The sequence below is a fragment of the Kribbia dieselivorans NBRC 106261 genome (assembly GCF_001552435.1).
In the GTDB taxonomy this organism is placed as follows: domain Bacteria; phylum Actinomycetota; class Actinomycetes; order Actinomycetales; family Dermatophilaceae; genus Kribbia; species Kribbia dieselivorans.
In genome coordinates, this window is the sequence record NZ_BCRE01000047.1 from 21701 (window position 1) to 40430 (window position 18730).

Here is an 18730-nt window from a genome sequence, read left to right on the forward strand (position 1 = left end):
CACCCAGATCCGGCAATCGGAGGGACAACCAGATGTCCGAGTCCTACGCTGCCCCGAGGATGGACACGACACTGACGCCGCACCCGGCCACCGGGCTGCCCCGAGCGGCGACCGCCATCGCGGTCGCCGCTTGGGCGTTGGCGGTCGTCGCGACCGGTTTGGTCGTGACCGCTCGCGCACCGATCGACCTCGGCACGTGGTTCTTCGCCGTGGACGTCACGGTGGCCGCGGTGTACGGGACGGTCGCCGCGGTGACGTTGTCGCGACGCCGACACCCCGTGCCGTGGCTGCTCGCGCTGGCCGCGATCGGTGGCGGGCTGGCTGCCCTGGGCTACGCCTGGATGGTGTTCACGAGTCGCCACCCCGGGCTGCCGGAACTGCCGCTCGTCGTCCAGTTGCAGAACACCGCGTGGGTGCCGGGCACCCTCGCGCTGTTCCTCGTCGTGCCGTGGCTCGTCCGCGACCACGTGCTCCGCTGGGAGGCCATCGGGTTGGTCGCCGGCGTCGGACTCGTGGTCGCCATGGAGGCGCAGCGCATCCTCCTCGGCGGCCGGTGGGATCCGCAGTTGTACATCGCCGTCTGTGTCTTCGGTGTCATCACGGCCGCCGTCGTCGCCTGGCGCCACCGCTACGGTCCGGTCGAGGAACGCAACGGGCTGGCCTGGCTGGCCCTCGGCACGCTGATCCTCGCCGTGTCCTTCCTGCCGCTGGCCGTGCCACCCGGTGTCTGGTCCGTGCCGATCGCGACCATGCCCGCCCTGCATCTCGCCTCGCAGGCGGTATTCCCCGCGGCCGTTCTCGTGGCGGTTCTGCGCGGGCGCATGTGGGGGCTGGGCCTGGTCGTCAGCCGGGCCACCCTCTCGGCGCTGCTGGCGGTGGGTCTGCTCGTGCTGTACCTCGTCGTGACCCTGGTGCTGGCCACGATCCTGCCCGGCCAGGGCGCGGCTCACCTCATCGGCGCCGGCATCGTCGTCATCGCCGTTCAGCCGGCACGTATCTGGCTCGGTGGGCGCGTGCACCGACTCGTCTACGGGGCCGCGGCCAGCGACCCATCGGGGCTGGTGCAGCGGTGGGGTAACCGCATGGGCGGGGCCGGCAGCGCCGACGACCTGTTCACCGGGCTGGCCCGCGATCTGGGGACGGGATTGCGGCTCGAATCGGTCACGCTCCGCGCCCCCAAAGTGGCCCCGGCCCGTTGGGGCGAACCCACCTCGACACCGACCTCGGTGCCGTTGATCCACCGCGGCGAACGCGTCGGCACCCTCGAGGTCACCGCCCCCGCCGGTGAGTCCCTGGGATCGCGTGGGGAACGGATGCTCGCCGAGTTCGGCGCGGTCGCGGCGGCGGCGTTGGCGGTGCGGCAGCAGGCCCGCCAGGTCGAGCAGGCTCGCGCCAGACTGACGCGGGCACGACTCGAGGAGCGTCGTGTCATCCGCCGGGAGATCCACGATGGGCTCGGGCCGTCGCTGGCCGGACTCCGACTCGGTCTTCAGGGCGCACGGAACCTGCTTGGTCGCGACGATGCCACCGCCGGCGAACTCCTGACCGCCTTGCAGACCCAACTGGACGATCTGGTTCAGCAGACCCGCGAACTGTCCCACCACCTGCTACCGCCGGTGCTCGACGAGCTCGGCCTCGCCGCAGCCCTGCATGAACTGGCCGCGCGGCACGACGAGACGGAGCTGACCGTCGAGGTCGTCACCGAGCTTCCGCCGGAACTGGACGCAGCTCTCGCGGCGGCGCTCTACGGCATCGCCAGCGAGGCGTTGACGAACGTCCACCGCCACAGCGGCGCGCGGCATGCCTGGATCGAGGGTCGTCTGGAAGCCGGCGGCAGCCTCGTATTGGAGGTGCGCGACGATGGTTGCGGCATCCCGTCCACCGCGGTGCCCGGTGTCGGCACCCGCTCGATGCGTGAGCGGGCCCAGGAGCAGCGTGGCACCCTGACCGTCTCGCCAAGGGCCGGTGGCGGCACGGTGGTGCGTGCCGTGATCCCGGACAGGAGCAGCGATGAGTGAGGATTCCAGCGTCACCCGCGCCACGGCGATCCGGGTGGTCGTGGTCGACGATCACCCTGTCTTTCGGCTGGGCATGGCCGCGCTGCTCGGCTCCCTGCCCGGTGTAGAGGTGGTCGGTCAGGCGGCTGATGAGGCAGAAGCAGTCGCGGTCGTGGCCGGTGCCGCCGTCGACGTCGTGCTCATGGACCTCCATCTCGGCGAGGACTCGGGCATCGAGGCGACCCGCCGCATCGTCCACGACGATCCCGCGGTACGCGTGCTCGTCATCACGATGCAGGAGGATGACGAGTCGGTGGTCGCGGCCTTGCGGGCGGGTGCTCGCGGCTACTTGCTGAAAGGGGCGTCGCCGGAGGAGATCGAGCGGGCCTTGCGCGCGGTGGCCAATGACGAGGTCATTCTCGGGCCCAAGATCGCGGCCCGGGCGCTGTCGACGGTCACGGCGGGTCGGAGCGCCGTTCGCGTCCCATTCCCCGATCTCACCGCTCGTGAGCGTGAAGTGCTCGACCTCGTGGCGCGCGGCTACGACAACCCGACCATCGCGCGGCGGCTCGTGCTCAGCCCGAAGACGGTGCGCAATGTCGTGGCCAACGTCCTGACCAAGATCGGGGCTGCGGACCGCTCGGCTGCGATCGTCGCGGCTCGCGACCAGGGCCTCGGCTGTGCCCCGGAGTGACTCGTCGTCGGCTGAACCCGGTCAGGCCTTGCCCACCTCCGCAGCCGCCTGCCACAGCCGCTCGCGCTCGCGCGGGTGAGCAGCCTGCTCGATGAGGTTGTGCGCCTGCTCGCGCTCGTCGTGACCCCACATCCGAGCCACACCCTGCTCCGTGATGACCGCGGAGTGTTGGTAACTCGTGACCGGAGCGGGGATGAGCGGCACGATCGTCGAGACGTCGGCGCGGGGGTGCCAGGAGCGCAGCGCCATGAGCGCCTGCCCACCCCTGGAGTGGATCGCGCCGACGGTGAAGTCGGTCTGCCCGCCGAACCCGGAGTAGATCCGGCCGTGGACGCGGCTGGCGTTGGCCTGATCGAACAGGTCGACCTGGAGCGCGGTGTTGATGCTCGTCATCCGTGGCTGCTTGGCGATCTCGGCCGGTGCGTTGGTCGTCTCGGTGCGCGTCATCCGCACCCGGGGATTGTCGTTGAGCCAGTCGTAGAGTCGCTGGCTGCCGAAGACGAATGACGTCACCAGCGGGTGGTCGCGGTCGAGTGCTCCGGCCTCCTCGAGCGCGATGGCGCCGTCGCTGAACATCTCGGTCCAGAGGCGTAGGCCGCGGCGATCGGCGAGTCCGGCCAGGGAGGCGTCGGGGATCTCGCCGATGCCGGCCTGCAACGTCGCTCCGTCACCGACGAGTGAGGCGACCGAGTCACCGATCTCCGCGGCGTCGGCGCCCGGGGGCGTGGGGTCGTGCGTGGTCAGCGGTGAGTCGACCTCGACGGCGACGTCGATGAGTTCGGTCGAGATCTCGGCGTCGCCGAAGGTCCACGGCATGCGCGGGTTCATCATGGCGATGACGAGGCCACCACGCTCGCGGCACGCCTCGATCGCGCCGGGCAGGATGTTGACCTCCAGCCCGAGGCTGACGTGGCCGTGGCTGGGCGTGGTCGTGTGGATGAGCACGATGTCCGGCGGCAACTGTTCGGTGAACAGGTGAGGCACCTGCGACAGGCGGCAGGGCACGTAGGACAGTCTCGGGTGACGTCGGAAGCCCGGCCCCACGAAGGTCGTCTCCGGGATGACACCGTCATGCAGGTCCATGCCCGGTTGGGCGTTGAGCGCGTGCAGGTGGCAGTTCGGCAGCGCCGAGACGACCGCGTCGACGAGCTCGACGGGGCTCGCGAAGTTGCCGCTGACGACGATCCGGGGTGTGGTGTCGGCGAACCGCGCAGCCTCGCGGGCCGCGCCGTCCAAGGTGGTGATCCGCATGCCGAAAGCCTCTCAAACCTCGGTCTCCTACGCGCCAGTGGCCCCAGCGAGTCCGAGCGGTTGAAATCTCTCCATGTTGACGACTCGCGACTGCAACACGAGGGGATCAGCGGTCGAGCCGATGCTGCCAATAGCCGGGTTTCCGGCGTTCATGCGCGTACGCGAGGATGACGAAATCCGACTCGGTGAGGTAATAGAGCAGACGGTAGGGGAACACCCCGACCGCCATGCTCCGCACGGTCGGAGTGTCCGCCCAGCCGGCGAACACGGGCGCTGAGCGGGGCCAATCGCGTATGCGGGCTATCGCGTCGTCAATCGCGTCGTAGAAACTGTCGCCCAACCCTGGCTCTCGGTCGTCGTACCAGAACGCGGCTTCGCGGAGTTCATCGCGAGCTTCAGGGTGCTCTCGCTTTTCCAGCCTCACGCGCGGCGAGCTGCCAACTCGGCTCGCAACTGCGCGTGGGACTCATCAACATCCAGCAACTCGGACTTGCCGCTTTCGATGTCGGCGATGCGACGGCGAAGTTCGGCCCGCCATGACGCATCGACCTCAGCCTGATCGGTACTCGCATCGCCCGCGTCGAGGCTCCGCAGGCCGCGATGGATCACCGCAGCGCGATCCTGCTCTCCGAGAGCGAGGAGCGCCTGCTCGACCTCCGAAACGGTCATGGACATGACGTCAGTGTAGGCCGACGCACGGACACAAGCCGTGAGTTCCTGGCCCGCCGCCACGAGGGACGGTGCCTCGCTGCGTGATCAGCGCCGGCAGTCGGCGGCGAACGTGATGTCCGTGTTGACGACCTTCTGACCCTGGTCCTTGAAGGTGTGATCCATATCCAGCTCGAAGGTGTTCAGCAGCTTGTTGGAGTTGAGGTCGATCTGGAGACGCTGAATGTCGGTGGTGAAACTGAAGTTGCCATAGCGCCCATCGGCGACCTGCACCTCGCGCACGTCGTTGATGTACTCACGGCCGGTGCGCGAGGCCATCGTGTAGCTCCGGTCGAGCACGGTCCCGTCAGCGGTGCTGATCACCACGTCGGTGCGGGGATCCTTCGACGGCATGATGTAGTGCAGGCCCGAGGTCTTCGCACGTAGCCGACCGTCATCCATGGTGAACAGCGCGTCCATGAAGAATGGCTCGGAGCCACCGCCTGGCTTGAGGATCTCGTACGAACCGCCCGACATACGCACCCGCAGCCCGTCGCGGCGTGCCGCGACGATGACGTCCTCGATCTGGTGCTCGGCCGGGTCGAGGATCGGGTACAACAAGGGCACCAACGAGCCCCAGAACTCGCCTTCCATGACACCGCAGCCTGTGTCAGGTGCGATACCGGGGAAACGCCGGTCGTCGAGTTGGTCGTCGTAGTCGATGTGCAACGCGGCACCGGCCTCGTGGCGCGCAATCATGCTGTTGCTCTTGCGGTCGATCTCGATCTTCCACGGTGAACGCGCCTCGCGCGAGTAGGTCAACGTTGCGGGGTCGGTGTCGAGCGTGACCGGGTGGGGCACGACCGCGGTCGGCGGGACCGCCACGCGGTTGCCCGGCTCGGCGTCGGCGGTCGGCGCAGCAGCGAGCATGAAGGCGCTGGCCATCAGCCCGAATGTTGACGCAACAGCGACTCGGGATACGTGGCGGTGGGACATGAGGGTTCGAGGAGGCATGGGAAGACTCCAGTTCGAGAATGTGCGGAGTCTCCAACGTAGGGGCGGAGATCAGCCTCCAAGTGGTCGCCGGGTGAACCCTTGGTGAAACCTCACACCGTGCGGGTCAACCACCAGCGCCCCGCAGAGCCGGCGATCGTCGCAGGACGCCCTGCCGTGGCGTCGTTATGTACGGGTGGCGTCGTTATGCAGGCGTGGCCCACGACCCCGGTCGCCGGCCAGGCGGGAACAACGACGCCAGGCGGAAACAATGACGCCAAGCCGGAACAACCACGCCGGGCTGAAACAATGACGCCATGCGCCACCTCATCATCGGAGCCGGGATCGTGGGCCTGGCGATCGCCCGTGAACTGCAGCGCACCCGCCCCGGCAGCGAGGTCGTCGTGCTCGACAAGGAGCCGCGCGTCGCCGCCCACCAGACCGGCCACAACTCCGGGGTCGTCCACGCCGGCGTCTACTACCCACCCGGCTCGCTCAAGGCGACGCTGTGCCGCCGCGGCGTCGGACTCCTGCGCGACTACACCGCCCAGAAGAACCTGCCCTACGACGAGGTCGGCAAGGTCGTCGTCGCCGTCGACGCGCCGGACCAGGACCGCCTGGTCGAGGTCCACCGCCGCGCCGTGGCCAACGGCGTCCCGGGCGCGCGACTCATTGGCCCATCCGAGCTCCGTGAGCTTGAGCCCCACGTCGTCGGCGTCGCGGCGCTGCACTCACCGACCACGGCGATCGTCGACTTCGTCGCGGTGACCCAGGCGCTCGCCGACGATGTGACCACCGGCGGGGGACAGGTCCTGCTGGCCCACGAGGTCGTCGGTGTGCGCCGCACCCACGACCGTGTCGAGGCGCTGGTCGACACACCCGACGAACAGATCCGGATCGGCGCAGATCGCCTCATCATCGCCGGCGGTCTGTACGTCGATCGGCTGGCCCGGATGGTCGGCGGCTCGCCGGACCCGCAGATCGTCCCGTTCCGCGGGGAGTACCACCTGCTCGCCCCGAACCGCGCCCACCTCGTGCGCGGACTCGTCTACCCCGTGCCGGACCCGCGCTACCCCTTCCTCGGCGTGCACCTGACCCGCCGCATCGACGGCACCGTCGACGTCGGCCCGAACGCGGTGTTCGCCACCGCTCGCGAGGGCTACACGCACTGGGACGTCAACGCGCGCGACCTCGGCGAGGCGATCGCGTGGCCGGGCATGCGATCGCTGGCCCGGCAGCATTGGCGCACGGGGATCGCCGAAATGGCCGGATCGCTGTCCCCTCGCCGATTCGCCGACGCGGCCCGGCGCTATGTTCCCGAGCTGTCCGACGACGACCTGCGCCCGGGCAGCGCGGGCGTGCGCGCGCAGGCCGTCGGGCGCGACGGGAGTCTCGTGGACGACTTCGTCATCGAACAGATCGGTCCGGTCACGGCGATCCGGAATGCCCCGTCACCGGCCGCGACGTCGAGCCTGGCGATCGCCGAACACGTGGTGGCGCACCTGCCCGCGTGAGTCGCCACCCGGCGATCTGTAGCGCGCCGACGCAGGCGGTGCACACCGGAGCGACGATGGCCAGGACTCCTGCCGTGGTGGCAGACATCTGGCCCGGGTCGGGTGGGGTGGCGGCCCCGGCGGCGGTCGCGACGACCAGCGCGTCGATCAGCGCCAGGGCTTGGGCGCCGGCCCCGACGGCCGCCACCGCACGCCACGGCCGGTCGACGCCGCGCAGCGCCAGCTGCCACAGACCCCAATCCCGCAGCATCCACGCGAGCCCGAACACCGTCAGGGGCAGCCACGCGGCCGCGAACACCCCATGCACCGTGGCCGGCAGGGCCGCGTGGACCAGGCCGAGCAGGGCGACGACCCACACCTCGGAGAGCAGGAAGGTCCAGCCGACGGGGGTGGTGACCCGGTTCGGCAGTGCCCCGGCGACCACCGATCGCGTGATGGTTCGGCCCTCGAGCCACGTCGCTCCGAGGGTCAGCACGACAACGGTCGCCAGCACGATGCCGGAGCTCAGAGCGGCCATGTGCCCACCTCCGAGGCCCGCGGTGCAGCGACCATCGGTGGCCCCGACACCACCGCCGCCGGCCGCCCCAACTCGCGCACCATCAGTCGCCACGCGAACACCACGACGGCGGCGCCGAGCGCGACGAAGGCGGTGCTCGTCACCACGAGGGCCGGCGCGCTCGTCGCGGACAGTGCCTCGGTCACCCGAACCTCACCGACGATGAACCACGGCTGGCGAGCCTCCTCGCGGTAGACCCAACCCAGGATCGTCGTCGCCAGCGGGAACCACGGCGCGATCACCAGGAGCCAGAGCACCGGCGGCACCCGAGGCAGCGCCCGCCCCAGCAGCAGGGGCACCAACACGACCCAGGCCAGCAGCAGGAACAGCAGCCCGTTGAGCATCATCAACGCCAGGGCAATGCCCTCGGGCCCGTTGCGGGTGAACGCCTGATCACGCACGACGGCGAACTGGGCGAAACCCGTGCCGAGGGTCCAGACACTGGCGATGGCGACGAGCCACACGCCGATCCGCAGCAACACCGTGGCCGGCGCCGGCGACCCCGCCGACGGTCGCAGCGTGAGCCGCGCTCCCGCCGCCAGCAGCCACGACCCGGCGACCAGACCCGCCGCGCCGAGGATGTGCATGAGCGGCACCACCGCGGCCGGTTGGGTGAGGACGACCCAGAAGTCGGTGAACCGCGCTCCGGCCGTGCCGATGCCCTCGACACCGATCGGGTGGTGGAGGAACGCGTTGGCCGCGACCACCACCCAGGCCGAGATCCACGCGGTCAGGGCCACACCCCACAGCATGACTGCGCGCCACCCCTCGCCCACTCGCCCGGGCGTGAGCAGGTACAGGCCCAACAGTGTCGACTCGAGGAAGAACGCGCCGAGGGTCTCCACGGCCAGCGCCGTCGCGATCGGGTCGTACAGCGCGGACGCGTGCCCGGACCAGTTCAGGCCCATCTGCACCTCCATGACGATGCCGGTGATGATCCCGGCTCCGTAGTTGATGAGGTACAGGCGGATGACCCGATCGCGGGCCTCGACCAGGGCAGCCGAAGGGCTGAGGCCGCCAGGTCTGCGGGTGCGACGCGCGCGTCGCCACACCGCGGTCTGCAAGGCCGCGGCGATCGGCGCCAGGCCCAACGTCGTGGCGACCACGACGAAGTGCAGGCTCGCCGTGAGCGCGAACTCCCAGCGCGCCAAGGTCAGCACGACATCTCCAGTCATGCCGTTGACGCTAGGCAAACGCGAGGTGGGGGCACATCGGGCAGATCCCCGACGTGCCCCCACCGGGCCCCTGAAAGCCCTCGGGGATCAGCCCATCTTGTGGCCGCGCAGCACCGGGCTCAGGTCGTCGAGCACCGAGGCGTCCTCGATGGTGCCCGGCACGGTGAACGGCTTGCCGTCGGCGATCTCGCGCATCGTCTTGCGCAGGATCTTGCCCGAACGCGTCTTCGGCAGGGCCGTGACGATGTCAACGCGCTTGAGCGAGGCGACCGCGCCAACCTCGTTGCGCACGCGCTGCACGAGCTCCTTGGTGATGCGCTCACCGTCGGCGAACGGATCCACGCCGGCCTTGAGCACGACGAACCCGCGCGGCTCCTGACCCTTGAAGTCGTCGTGCACGCCGATGACGCAGCACTCGGCCACGTCCGGGTGGCCGGCGAGCGCCGCCTCGATCGCGCCGGTCGAGAGGCGGTGACCGGCGACGTTGAGGACGTCGTCGGTGCGGCCCATGACGTAGATGTAGCCGTCCTCGTCGATCATCCCGCCGTCGCCGGTGAGGTAGTAGCCCTCGAACGCCGACAGGTACGACTCGACGTAACGCTCGTCGTCGCCCCACAGGGTCGGCAACGTGCCCGGCGGCATCGGCAGCTTGATGACGATGGCACCCTCGTTGCCGGGGTCGCACTGGTTGCCGACCTCGTCGACGACCTGGACGTCGAACCCGGGGACGGCCACCGACGGCGATCCGGCCTTGATCGGCATGGGCTCCAGGCCGCGCAGGTTCGCCGCGATCGGCCAGCCGGTCTCGGTCTGCCACCAGTTGTCGACGACCGGGATCCCCAGGATCGAGCTGGCCCACTCGTAGGTGTCGGGATCGAGGCGCTCGCCGGCGAGGAAGAGGTTGCGCAGCGAGGAGACGTCGTGCTCCGCGAGCAGCTCGGCGTTCGCGTCCTCCTTCTTGATCGCGCGGAAGGCCGTCGGTGCGGTGAACAGGGCGACCGCCTGATACTCGTCGACGATGCGCCAGAACGCCCCGGCGTCCGGAGTCCCGACGGGCTTGCCCTCGTAGAGCACCGTCGTCGCGCCGGTGAGCAGGGGCGCGTACACGATGTACGAGTGGCCGACGACCCAGCCCACGTCGGAGGCGGTGAACATGACCTCACCGGGCTTGACGTCGTAGATGTTCTCCATCGACCAGCGCAGCGCGACGGCGTAGCCACCGTTGTCGCGCACGATGCCCTTGGGTCGGCCGGTCGTGCCGGAGGTGTAGAGCACGTACAGCGGGTCGGTCGCGGCGACCTCGACACAGTCGGCCGGCTGCGAGGCGGCGACGAACTCGGCCCAGTCGAGGTCGCGGCCCTGCGTGAGCTCGGCGGGTGCCTGCTCGCGTTGGAGGATCACGACCTTCTCCGGCGTGTGGGAGGAGCGTTCGATCCCGGCGTCGAGGAACGGCTTGTACTCGATGACGCGGGTGGGTTCGATGCCGCACGACGCCGACAGGATGACCTTGGGGGCGGCGTCCTCGATGCGCGCGGAGAGTTCGGCCGGGGCGAAGCCGCCGAACACGACCGAGTGCACGGCACCGATGCGGGCGCAGGCGAGCATGCCGATGACCGCCTCGGGGATCATCGGCATGTAGATGACGACGCGGTCGCCCTTGGTCACGCCGAGGTCGGTCAGGCCGCCGGCCAGCCGGGCGACCTGGTCCTGCAGTTCGGCGTAGGTGATCCGGCGCTTGGTGCCGGTGACGGGGGAGTCGTAGAGGATCGCGTCCTGGTCGCCGCGGCCGTCGCGCACGTGCCGGTCGACGGCGTTGAAGCAGGTGTTCAGCGTGCCGTCGGTGAACCACCGGTAGAACGGGACGTGGCTGTCGTCGAGCACCGTCGTCGGAGGCGTGATCCACTCGATCGCGTGGGCGGCGTTGCCCCAGAAGGTGGTCGGGTCGGTGATGGACTGCTCGTACTGGTCGCGATAAACCCCGTTGTTCATTCCTCCATGGTGTCGCCTCGGTCCGGCTCACTGCCACCGGGGGTGTCATTGCCTGCGGTCAACGGAGGGCGGGCGTCGATGAGCGGCAACCAGATGGTCGCGCGGGTGCCGGTCGGCGGTTCGGCGGCACCCGTCAGGTCGAGCCGACCCCCGCACCCGGCCAGGGCTCGCTCGGTGATCGCCAGACCCAGACCGGAGCCCGGTACGGACTGGTCGGCCTCCCGGTGGAACGGCGCGAGCACGGCGTGCGGGTCGGTGATGCCCGGCCCGTCGTCCACGACATCGACGCGCACCTCCTGCTCGTCGGCGGTGGCCGTGACGCGGATGTGCCCACCGGCCGGCGTGTAGCGGACCGCGTTGGTCAGCACGTTGCGCAGCGCCAGGGTCGCCGGCAGCTCGGGCACCCGCAGGTCCCGGTCGATGGCCAGATCCACGTCGAGGTCGAGGTGCTTGGCGCTGATGGCCGGCTCGAGGTCGACGCACAGGCCACTGATGGTGTCCCACGCCGACGCCACGCGGGTGTCGGTGCCCTCGCTGCGGGCCAGGTCGATGAGCTGCTCGCACAGGTGCCGCACCCTGGCCAGACCGTGTTGCAGCGTGGCCAGCCGGTGGAGGCGTTCCTCGTCGGTGCGCGCCAGTTCCAGGTGCTCGGCCTGGAGGCTGACCGCGGCGATGGGGGTGCGCAGCTCGTGCGCGGCCTCGGCGGCGAACCGTCGCTGACCGTCGAGCACGTCCGCGCTCCGGCTCAACAGACGATTCAGGGCGGTGAGGAAACCGACCAACTCCGACGGGACTCCCGCGGTGGCGACCGGACGAAGATCCGCATCGCCGCGCCCGGCCAGCTCGGCGGCCAACCGCTGGATCGGGGAGAGGAGCACGCCCGTGATGAGGACGATGACGATCAGCAGCACCGGCAGCAGCGCCAGCAGCGGCACCACGGCCGACAGCGCCGCGTCGCGGGCGATCTCGTCGCGGGCGGCCACCGACTGTGACGCCACGATGCGCTGACCCGACGGCAGCGTGCGCACCGCCACCCGCGCCTGTGCGTCGTCGACGGTGATCGTGTGCAGACCGTCGGTGAGGTCGGCGGGGAAGTCGGCGGCGTGGTCCGCATCGTCGCGCGCCCCGACGGTCTGGATGACGATGTCCGCCGCCGGGTCGGTGCTCGACCCACCCGCCAGGTCGATGGCTCCGTGGGGCGCGACCCGCACGAGGGTCGCGACCTGCTGCAGTGTGCCGTCCTGGGTCTGGTGCGCCTCGTGCAGCGCGCGTCGGAACGCGACGGTGCCCGCAACGGCGGTCCAGACGACGACGGTCAGGCAGATCAGCACGGCCAGCCGCACCGTCAGCGACCGGCTCACCCGCGCCGTGGGACGAACCATCCGACACCCCTGACGTTCTTGATCGTGTCCGCGCCCAGTTTGCTGCGCAGTTTGTGGATGACGAACTCGACGGCGTTGCTCTCGACCTGATCGTCCGGGCCGTAGACCTGCGCCTCGAGGTCACTGCGGGAGCGGATCGTGCCGGGCCGGGTCAGCAGCGCACGCAACACGGCGAACTCGCGGCGGGTCAGCGCGACGCCCTCGTGGTCGGGCGCGCTCGCCTCGTGGGTCTCCTGATCGAGCACGATGATCCCGTTGCTCAGGGTGGCGGAGGTCTGATCGGTGCCTCGGCGCATCACCGCACGCAGGCGCGCCAACAGTTCGTCGAAGGCGAACGGCTTGACGAGGTAGTCGTCCGCGCCCAAGTCGAGTCCGGCGATCCGATCATCGATCTCGGAACGTGCCGTGATGACGACGACCGGCACGGCGGAGTCTCGTCGGATCGCCGCGAGGACCTCGAGCCCGTCACGGCCGGGCAGGCCGAGGTCGAGCAGGATCGCGCCGTACTCCTCGGTGAACGTGTACCCCAGCGCGGTCGTGCCGTCGCGCGCCCAGTCCACGGCGTAGGCCGCGTCGGTGAGTTGCTGGACCAGGACGTCCCCGATCATCGGGTCGTCCTCGACAACAAGGATGCGCACGAGGTGAATCCTGTCGTGTTTTCACGGTTCGAGGTGCCAGGGGCCCAGGTCGGGCCCGCCGACACCTCGAACCGTGGTGTTGAGCAGTGTGGGGGAGGGGTTACCTGTGCTGCAGCGACGCGATCACGTGTTGCAGGGTGGCGATCGAGTGGGCGCTGTCGGCCTGGGTCGGGGTGGGCGCCCGCAGGCTGGTCAGCACACCGTCGATGGCGACGTCCATGGTGTGCCAGTCGTGGGGCGACTTCGGCTTGAGCCCGGCCTCGGAGCTGTCCCAGGCGACCTCGAGGTCCTTGACCCGGGTCGTGGCGCCGGCCAGGTCACCGGCCTTCACCTTGGTGCCCAGGTCGTTGACGATCGTGCTGTACGAGGTCAGGTCGCCCAGAGGGCCCTGCGCCGCGCTCGCGCTCGCGGCCACCGAGGCGGTCGGAGCCGCGACGGCGGTCGCACCGACGACGGCCGCGGCGGCCAGGGCCGCCCACGAGAAGTCCCGCGCCCGACCGCCGTGGGGGCCCGAACCCTTCTCCGCCACGCCGTACTGGTTGACCAGCCACTGCTCGCGAACGACGAGCACGACGATGACGGCGAAGAAGATCAGGCTCGTCAGCTGCGCTCCGAGGCCGAAGCCACCGAGGGACCGCTCCTGCGTGAGGAGGTCACCGATCGACGCGCCCAGCGGGCGGGTGAGGATGTAGGCGACCCAGAAGGTGAGCACCAGGCTCGCGCCGGCCTTGCGGGCCACCCAGCACGCGAGGATGAGCCCGCCGAAGATCAGGGCGCCGTTGCGGAAGCCGAGCCCGAGCGCCTCGGTGGCGAGGTCGCCGGCGGCCGTGCCCAGCGCGAACGTCGTCAGGATCGCGCCCCAGTAGAACGCCTCCCGGCGCGGGGTGTTGATCGACGTGATCGCCAGGGTCCGCTCCTCGCGGTACCAGAGCGTGAAGACGAGGGCGAGGATGACGCTGAAGACGCCGGTGCTGACCCAGAGGCTGATGCCCAGGGTGTCGGTGAGGAAGTCGGTGATCTGCGTGCCGACGATGCTCACGCACACGACGGTGAACCAATAGATGACTGGCGTGACCTGGCGCGTGCGGAACTGCAACGTCAGCGCCACGGCCAGCACGCCGAGCATGACGAGGTCCGTCACCTGCTGGCCCAGGCCCACGTTGACGGTCAGGTAGTCGGCGAAGGTCTCACCGATCGTCGTGGAAAGGATCTTGATGACCCAGAAGGTTGCCGTGATCGCCGGCACCTTGTTGAGCCACGCACGAGTCGTGGGGGTGGCGATGGCTGTGCTCATTCTGCCTCCTGTCGGGGTGCGTACCGGTGCGGCGAGCGTCGGTACGCGAGCAGAAGACCACGGCTGACTTAGCCCAGGCTTAGCGTGCCCCTCACGCGTGCAACGGGTCTCGGCGGAGGACGAGTTTGGTCGTCTCAGCGGCATAGGCCGCCGGAGCGTCGTCGAAGTCGGCCAGCGTCGTGGTGACCCGCTCGGCGGGGAAGTCGTGCGTGGCCATCCAGTCGAGCAGTTCGGGCAGTACGGCGCGCGGGTGGGTGACGCCCAGGTGCAGCGTGATGTCGGTGGCGTACATGTGCATCAGCGGCACCGGCGTGGTCGTGCCCACGTAGTAGCCCACGGCCGTGCACTCGCCGCCCGGCGCGGTGCAGCGGATCACGTGGCGCAGCCCCGCGCCCGAACTCGTGGCCTCGACGACGATGTCGTACCCCTCGCGCACCGGTCGCGGGTAGCCCAGTCCGGGCAGCGACACCCGGGTCGAGCGCACGACCTGGACGCGGGCGCCGAACGACTCGGCGATGGCGGCTCGGTCGGCGTCGGTGTCGATGTAGTCGACCTGGCTGGCGCCGTGGGCCACGGCCAACCCGGCGGCGTAGAGGGCGATGCTCTTCGCTCCTCCGGCCATGATGAGCACGCGACCGCCGGGTCGGGCACGCAGGCCCGGCACGACCGCGCGCCACCCGTCGGCGAGGTTGTCCGAGGCGGCGGCGACACGCAGTGGGTCGAGCCCGTCGGGGAGCTTGACGAGCATGTGGTCGGCGTGCGGCACGCGAAGGAGGTCGGTGACCATGCCGCCATACGGGCCGCTCGCCGCTCCGAAACCGTAGGCGGAGAGGTAACGCAGACCGTCAGGGGCGGCCGGGTCGCGGCGGGTGGTCAGGCACTTCGACGTCAGGCCGCGCCGGCAGTTCTGGCAGGTGCCGCACGAGACCGACCACGGCACGACGACCTGGTCGCCGATGGCCAGGTGGGTCACGTCGGAGCCCAGTGCGATGACCTCGGCGATCGCCTCGTGACCGATGGGGGCCGGGCCCTGGAACGGGGGGTGCCCGGCGATGTGGCCGACGGAGGGGTCGATGACGCCGGTGCGCAGGCCCGCGGCCAGCATCGTGGTCACGCCCTTCCAGTGGATGGGGAGGGTGTCGCCGTCACAGCGGCTGACGACGAAGGGGCGCACGATCGCGTCGGTCGGGCCGTGGAGCTCGGGCTCGGGGCGGTCGAACCACTCCAGCCGGCCGGTGCTTACGTAGTTGAGTTCGCGCATGGTCTGCCTGCTTTCGTCCGGTCGGCCACTCTCGGACCCAAGCCAATCACGGCACAGTCGTCAACAGCCGAGCGCTAGCGTGCGTCAGTGATGCACCGAGAACGCATCCGTGATGCTACCTTGGTCTCATGAGGACCACGGTTCGGCTTGATCCAGAGGTTGCCGTTGCGGCTGAACGGCTGCGGCGGGAGCGCCACATCGGCTTGGGTGAGGCCGTGAACGAGTTGGCCCGGGCAGGCTTGGCCCGCCAGGTGGTTCCGACGCCACCTTTTCAGCAGCGCACGGCCAGTGTTGGCCTGAAGGTTGACGTCACCGACGTGGCCGAGGTGTTGGAGTTCCTCGACGCACAAGATGCCGAGGGTGCCCGGTGATCGTCGACGCCAACGTGCTGCTGTATGCGGTCGACGACACATCGCACTTCCATGCACCCGCGCGGTCCTGGCTGGAAGGTGCGCTGAACGGGGTCGAACGCGTCGGTGTGCCGTGGGTGTCGCTGATGGCCTTCCAGCGCATCATCACGCACCCGCGCGTGACGGCGAGGCCATTGGCTGCCTCGGATGCCTGGGGCTACGTCACAGATTGGCTGGACGCCGACCAGGTGTGGGTCCCCACGCCTGGACCGCGCCACCGTGACGTTCTCGGTCGACTTCTGGTCGACGGGGACCTGCGCGGCAACCTGGTGCCCGACGCGCATCTGGCCGCCCTGGCCATCGAGCACGGGACCGGTGTGTGCTCCTTCGACAGTGACTTCGCCCGCTTCCCGGGCCTCCTCTGGATCCATCCCGAACATGGGTCGAGCTAGGGCGGCAGGATCGGCTCGCGCGGCGGGACGCGCGGGGATTTGAGGCAGTGAATGTCGGTTGGCGCTGCGGGTGGACCGCGAGAATCCGGGGCAGTCGCCGTGGGCTGATGCACTTTCACTACCTCAAATGCACACGCCGACGGTGGGCGAAGGTCTCGGTGAACGACAACAGGGCGAGCCCGGTGGGGCTCGCCCTGTTCGATGTCGGCAGACACCACGTGGCGGAGGATGGGGGATTTGAACCCCCGAGGGTTTTATCCCAACACGATTTCCAATCGTGCGCACTAGGCCACTATGCGAATCCTCCAACGGAGGACCCTACAACACTCAGTGCGCCGACCTGAAATCAGGGCACCCGCGGCGTCGTTTGGCGGTGAGGTGGGCTGGTGGCTTATGGTTGGGGGCAGACCCCTCGTGTGGTGGTACCTCACCCAACTCCCCCAGGGCAGGAATGCAGCAAGGGTAAGTGAGCTCTTCCAGGTGCGCGAGGGGTCCTCTGCTGCCCGGGCGGAGGCGCGCGGGGTTCAGACCGCGCAGGCCTCACCGTCGGTCTCGGGGAGCCCGGCCGCCTCGGGCGCCGTGCCGCCGCAGTTGCAGGACCCGCAGTCGCCACCGCAGCCACCGCCGGTGCGCGGGGTCGGAGCCACGTCGCGCTGCTCCCACATCTGCTCCAGCGCCCCGACCATGACGTCGACCGGCTGCGCACCCCGCAGCGCGGCCTTCTGGTCGAAGACGAACATCGGCACGGCCTCGACGCCGATCATCTTGGCGGTCGCCTCGTCGGTGCGCACGTTGATCCCGTAGTCCTCGGAACCGAGCATCTCGCGCACGGCGTCGGCGTCCAGACCGCCCTCGCCGGCCAGTCGCACGAGGGTGTCGTGGTCACCGAGCGCCTCGCCCTCGGTGTACCAGCCGCGCATGAGCCGCTGCGTGACGGGCTCCTCGACGCCGAACTCGCGGGCCATGTGGATGACCCGGTGGGCGTCGAAGGAGTTGCCGGAGCGCAGCTTCTCCCACTGGAAGTCGAGCCCGACGGCAGCGGCGTCCGCGGCCATGCTCCGGTGCTGGGCCTCGATCGCCTCGCGGCTCGTGCCGTACTTCTCGGCGACGAGGTCGACGAGCGATTCCGGCTGGACGGCCGGCGCATTGCGGTCGAGCAGGTAGCTGTGCCACGTCACGGTGACCTCGTCACCGTGCTCGAACCGCTCCAGGGCGAGTTCGAGGTGGCGGCGACCCAGGTGGCAGAAGGGGCAGTGGAGATCGGACCAGACATCGATGTGCACAGGTGAAGGGTACGCGCGGTCCGTTGTCGGTGATCGCGTCTAGGGTTGGGGACCGTGAGCACCGCCCTCTATCGCCGCTACCGCCCGGAGCGCTTCGCCGACGTCATCGGGCAGGAGCATGTCACCGAGCCGCTGATGCAGGCGCTGCGCACCGGCCGGGTCAATCACGCCTACCTCTTCTCCGGCCCACGCGGCTGCGGCAAGACGACCTCGGCCCGCATCCTGGCGCGCTGCCTCAACTGCGAACAGGGCCCGACGGATGACCCGTGCGGCGAGTGTGACTCGTGCGTCGCGTTGTCGCGTGGCGGGGCCGGCACGGTCGACGTCATCGAGATCGACGCGGCCAGCCACGGCGGTGTCAACGACGCCCGAGACCTGCGCGAGAAGGCCAGCTTCGGCCCGGCGCAGAGCCGGTACAAGGTCTACATCATCGATGAGGCCCACATGGTCACCAAGGAGGGCTTCAACGCCCTCCTGAAGATCGTCGAGGAACCGCCCGAGCACGTGAAGTTCATCTTCGCGACCACCGAGCCGGAGAAGGTCATCGGCACGATCCGCTCGCGCACCCACCACTATCCGTTCCGGCTGGTGCCGCCGGCCCGACTGACCGAGTACCTCGAGCAGTTGTGCACCAGCGAGGGTGTGACCGTCGAGCCGGGCGTGTTGTCATTCGTCGTGCGCGCCGGTGGGGGATCGGTGCGTGATTCTCTCTCCGTGCTCGATCAGCTCATCGCCGGCTCCGGCGATGAGGGCTTGACCTACGAGAATGCGGCTGCGCTGCTGGGCTTCACTGACTCCGAGTTGCTCGACGCGGTCGTGACCGCCTTCGCGGCGCGCGACTCCGCGGGGGTGTTCACCCAGATCGACCGCGTCGTCGAGACCGGCCTGGACCCGCGCCGCTTCGTCGAGGATCTGCTCGACCGGTTCCGCGACCTCATCGTCGTGGCCGCCCTGCCGGAGGGGGCCTCCTCGATCCTGCGCGGTGTCCCGGCGGATCAGTTGGACCGGATGCGGGTTCAGGCGAGCCAGTTCGGGCCGGGGGCGTTGTCGCGAGCGGCCGACGTCCTCGCGCAGGGCATGGCCGAGATGACCGGCGCCACCGCGCCGCGTCTGCAGTTGGAGCTCATGGCCGCCCGCGTGCTATTGCCCGAGGCGGCCGGCGAAGCGGGGTACGCGGCGCGGCTCGATCGACTTGAGCGCCGGGTCGAGGTGGGCGGAGTGCCGTCCGCGGCCCAGCCCCCGGCGGCTCCGGC

General features: G+C 69.8%; 18 protein-coding genes, 1 tRNA gene and 1 other RNA gene. 7 read left to right on the plus strand and 13 right to left on the minus strand.

Translation table 11 applies throughout. The annotated features are described in order from the left end of the window. The first annotated feature begins 32 nt into the window (after positions 1-32). Positions 33-2018 (plus strand): histidine kinase, encoded by a 1986-nt coding sequence (locus KD1_RS04690; RefSeq protein ID WP_217995798.1) that lies wholly within the window; start codon positions 33-35, stop codon positions 2016-2018. Then, positions 2011-2691 (plus strand): response regulator transcription factor, encoded by a 681-nt coding sequence (locus KD1_RS04695; protein ID WP_068398256.1) that lies wholly within the window; start codon positions 2011-2013, stop codon positions 2689-2691. The genes KD1_RS04690 and KD1_RS04695 overlap by 8 nt, the downstream gene beginning before the upstream one ends. 21 nt (positions 2692-2712) lie before the next feature. Here the strand turns inward: KD1_RS04695 and KD1_RS04700 are convergent, their stop codons facing one another. The 4 genes from KD1_RS04700 to KD1_RS04715 form a co-directional block, all read right to left on the minus strand. Continuing rightward, positions 2713-3942 carry an acetyl-CoA hydrolase/transferase family protein gene (locus KD1_RS04700; RefSeq protein WP_068398260.1) on the minus strand — a complete coding sequence of 410 codons (1230 nt, stop codon included), beginning with the start codon at positions 3940-3942 and terminating at the stop codon, positions 2713-2715. Positions 3943-4048: 106 nt separating this feature from the next. Then, a complete protein-coding gene (locus KD1_RS17615) occupies positions 4049-4366 on the minus strand; it encodes a type II toxin-antitoxin system RelE/ParE family toxin (protein WP_068398263.1) in 318 nt (105 codons plus the stop codon). Continuing rightward, a complete protein-coding gene (locus tag KD1_RS04710; protein ID WP_157073174.1) occupies positions 4363-4617 on the minus strand; it encodes an addiction module protein in 255 nt (84 codons plus the stop codon). The genes KD1_RS17615 and KD1_RS04710 overlap by 4 nt, the downstream gene beginning before the upstream one ends. Before the next feature lie 81 nt (positions 4618-4698). Then, positions 4699-5535: a hypothetical protein gene (locus KD1_RS04715; RefSeq protein ID WP_068398269.1), complete on the minus strand. Its 837-nt coding sequence runs from the start codon at positions 5533-5535 to the stop codon at positions 4699-4701. A gap of 365 nt (positions 5536-5900) precedes the next feature. On the opposite strand from KD1_RS04715, the gene lhgD reads away from it, so the two are divergent. After that, positions 5901-7097, plus strand: coding sequence for an L-2-hydroxyglutarate dehydrogenase (gene lhgD / locus KD1_RS04720; RefSeq protein ID WP_068398272.1), 1197 nt, complete (start codon positions 5901-5903; stop codon positions 7095-7097). Here the strand turns inward: lhgD and KD1_RS04725 are convergent. The 7 genes from KD1_RS04725 to KD1_RS04755 form a co-directional block, all read right to left on the minus strand. Next, positions 7012-7614, minus strand: a complete 603-nt coding sequence (locus KD1_RS04725) for a hypothetical protein (RefSeq protein WP_068398275.1) — start codon at positions 7612-7614, stop codon at positions 7012-7014. The two genes, lhgD and KD1_RS04725, sit on opposite strands and share 86 nt — an antisense overlap. Further along, positions 7602-8828, minus strand: coding sequence for a cytochrome ubiquinol oxidase subunit I (locus KD1_RS04730; RefSeq protein WP_083542091.1), 1227 nt, complete (start codon positions 8826-8828; stop codon positions 7602-7604). The genes KD1_RS04725 and KD1_RS04730 overlap by 13 nt, the downstream gene beginning before the upstream one ends. Before the next feature lie 87 nt (positions 8829-8915). Beyond that, complete coding sequence (locus KD1_RS04735; RefSeq protein WP_068398283.1) at positions 8916-10817, minus strand: propionyl-CoA synthetase; 1902 nt, start codon at positions 10815-10817, stop codon at positions 8916-8918. Further along, on the minus strand, positions 10814-12199 hold the full coding sequence (locus tag KD1_RS04740; RefSeq protein WP_068398286.1) for an ATP-binding protein: 1386 nt from the start codon (positions 12197-12199) through the stop codon (positions 10814-10816). The genes KD1_RS04735 and KD1_RS04740 overlap by 4 nt, the downstream gene beginning before the upstream one ends. Next, positions 12175-12837, minus strand: a complete 663-nt coding sequence (locus KD1_RS04745; protein WP_068398289.1) for a response regulator transcription factor — start codon at positions 12835-12837, stop codon at positions 12175-12177. Before KD1_RS04745 ends, KD1_RS04740 begins: the two co-directional genes overlap by 25 nt. A gap of 100 nt (positions 12838-12937) precedes the next feature. Beyond that, complete coding sequence (locus KD1_RS04750; protein WP_068398292.1) at positions 12938-14131, minus strand: COG4705 family protein; 1194 nt, start codon at positions 14129-14131, stop codon at positions 12938-12940. Between the two features lie 91 nt (positions 14132-14222). Then, entirely contained in the window at positions 14223-15392 is a 1170-nt protein-coding gene (locus KD1_RS04755; RefSeq protein ID WP_068398295.1) for a zinc-dependent alcohol dehydrogenase, read from the minus strand. A gap of 128 nt (positions 15393-15520) precedes the next feature. Here KD1_RS04755 and KD1_RS04760 point away from each other — a divergent pair, with 128 nt between their 5' ends. After that, positions 15521-15763 (plus strand): CopG family transcriptional regulator, encoded by a 243-nt coding sequence (locus KD1_RS04760; RefSeq protein ID WP_068398298.1) that lies wholly within the window; start codon positions 15521-15523, stop codon positions 15761-15763. After that, complete coding sequence (locus tag KD1_RS04765) at positions 15760-16194, plus strand: type II toxin-antitoxin system VapC family toxin (RefSeq protein WP_068398301.1); 435 nt, start codon at positions 15760-15762, stop codon at positions 16192-16194. The genes KD1_RS04760 and KD1_RS04765 overlap by 4 nt, the downstream gene beginning before the upstream one ends. Positions 16195-16413: 219 nt before the next feature. Here the strand turns inward: KD1_RS04765 and KD1_RS04770 are convergent. Continuing rightward, a tRNA-Ser gene (locus tag KD1_RS04770) sits at positions 16414-16501 on the minus strand. 96 nt (positions 16502-16597) lie between these two features. Here KD1_RS04770 and ffs point away from each other — a divergent pair. Further along, an RNA gene (gene ffs, locus KD1_RS04775) (signal recognition particle sRNA small type) lies at positions 16598-16694 on the plus strand. A 24-nt stretch (positions 16695-16718) separates the two neighbouring features. Here ffs and KD1_RS04780 read toward each other — a convergent pair. Continuing rightward, the gene (locus tag KD1_RS04780) at positions 16719-17477 is read right to left on the minus strand and encodes a DsbA family oxidoreductase (RefSeq protein WP_068398304.1); all 759 of its coding nucleotides are present in this window, start codon (positions 17475-17477) and stop codon (positions 16719-16721) included. A gap of 54 nt (positions 17478-17531) precedes the next feature. Between KD1_RS04780 and KD1_RS04785 the strand changes: the two genes are divergently transcribed. Beyond that, positions 17532-18730 (plus strand): DNA polymerase III subunit gamma and tau (locus KD1_RS04785; protein ID WP_157073175.1); only part of this gene is annotated, 1199 nt, incomplete at its 3' end.